This is a genomic window from Bacteroides sp. D22 (assembly GCF_000163675.1).
Lineage (GTDB): Bacteria > Bacteroidota > Bacteroidia > Bacteroidales > Bacteroidaceae > Bacteroides > Bacteroides xylanisolvens.
In genome coordinates, this window is record NZ_GG774861.1 from 1 (window position 1) to 1,455 (window position 1,455).

1 protein-coding gene is annotated in these 1,455 nt (G+C 35.1%); it reads left to right on the forward strand.

Annotation, left to right across the window (positions count from 1 at the left end; translation table 11 throughout):
* Positions 1 to 137: 137 nt before the first annotated feature.
* Positions 138 to 1,289, forward strand: a complete 1,152-nt coding sequence (locus HMPREF0106_RS00130) for an ISAs1 family transposase (protein ID WP_008018700.1) — start codon at positions 138 to 140, stop codon at positions 1,287 to 1,289.
* Positions 1,290 to 1,455: the final 166 nt, after the last annotated feature.

Below are 1,455 nucleotides of genomic sequence, written 5' to 3' on the forward strand. Positions count from 1 at the left end.
CAGGGTCGACGCATTATATTTTTTACTATCTTACAACTTGTATTTTATTTTTATATTATTGACTATTAGTGTATTATCTATTGTATATGTCGATTATTTTCCTTATCTTTATAAGATATTATAAAACATAAACTAACATGAAAATTGGCATAATTGACCTTTGTAAACAAATAGAAGATCCTAGGATGAACCGCAAAAAAGTACATAAAATGGAAACTATTATCTATATATCCATTGCTGCTGTAATCTGTGGCGCCCAGTCTTGGAATGAGATTGAGGAATTTGGCAATGCGAAAATTGCTTTTTTCAAAAGTCGCATACCTGACCTGGAGTTCATCCCTAGTCATGATACTTTTAATAGATTCTTCAGTATAATAAAGCCCGAGTATTTTGAGTTGATCTTTCGTAATTGGGTAAAACAAGTTTGTCAGGAGGTGAAAGGCGTTGTAGCTATAGATGGCAAGCTCATGCGTGGTCCAAGCCAATGTGATGGAGAGCATACTACGGGAAAAGAAGGATTCAAATTATGGATGGTTTCCGCCTGGTCTGCCGTTAATGGAATTTCTTTAGGTCAGGTAAAAGTAGATGATAAAAGCAATGAAATCACAGCTATTCCATTGTTGATTAACTCTTTGGAACTAAGTGGTTGTATTGTTACAATTGACGCGATGGGATGCCAGAAAGATATAACCCAGACCATTATTGAGCGTGATGCAAATTATATTATAGCTATAAAGGAGAATAAGAAAAAAAATTATCAACTAGCTAAACAAATTATTGACGATTATCAGGATAGAGATGAAATAATCAATAGAGTCACCAGGCATGTGTCGGAAAATACCGGACATGGAAGAGTTGAGAAAAGAACCTGTACTGTAGTCAGTTATGGTTCTATAATGGAGAAAATGTTTAAGAAGAAACTTGTGGGGTTGAAGTCTATTGTAGGGATAAAGTCGGAGAGAACAATAGTAGCAACAGGAGAATATACTCAAGAGGTCAGATACTATGTAACTTCACTTGATAATACCAAACCGGAGGAGATTGCATCTGCCATCAGACAGCATTGGTCTATTGAGAATAATCTTCATTGGCAATTGGATGTTACCTTTCGAGAAGACTACAGTAAAAAGGTGAAAAATGCAGCCAGAAACTTTTCGGTGGCAACAAAGATGGCACTTACCATACTAAAGAAGGATAAAACAACAAAAGGAAGTATGAATCTGAAAAGACTAAAAGCCGGATGGGATGAAAAATATTTGTCACAACTTTTACAGAACAATAATTTTTAATGCGTCTGCCCTGTTATACATAAATATGCTAATGTCTACTCTTTATACTCCGCATGTCCATTTTATAATCTATTATTTAAGTATTACCTGATTACATCTCTAGCTTGGCTTGACTTCATAATAGTCTGATGCTTCCTTTGCCTTGTAGTAGACTCTTTTTTACTGC

Excerpts from the sequence above, each read along its gene's own strand:
- HMPREF0106_RS00130 (WP_008018700.1), top strand. The coding sequence starts at position 138 with ATGAAAATTGGCATAATTGACCTTTGTAAACAAATAGAAGATCCTAGG.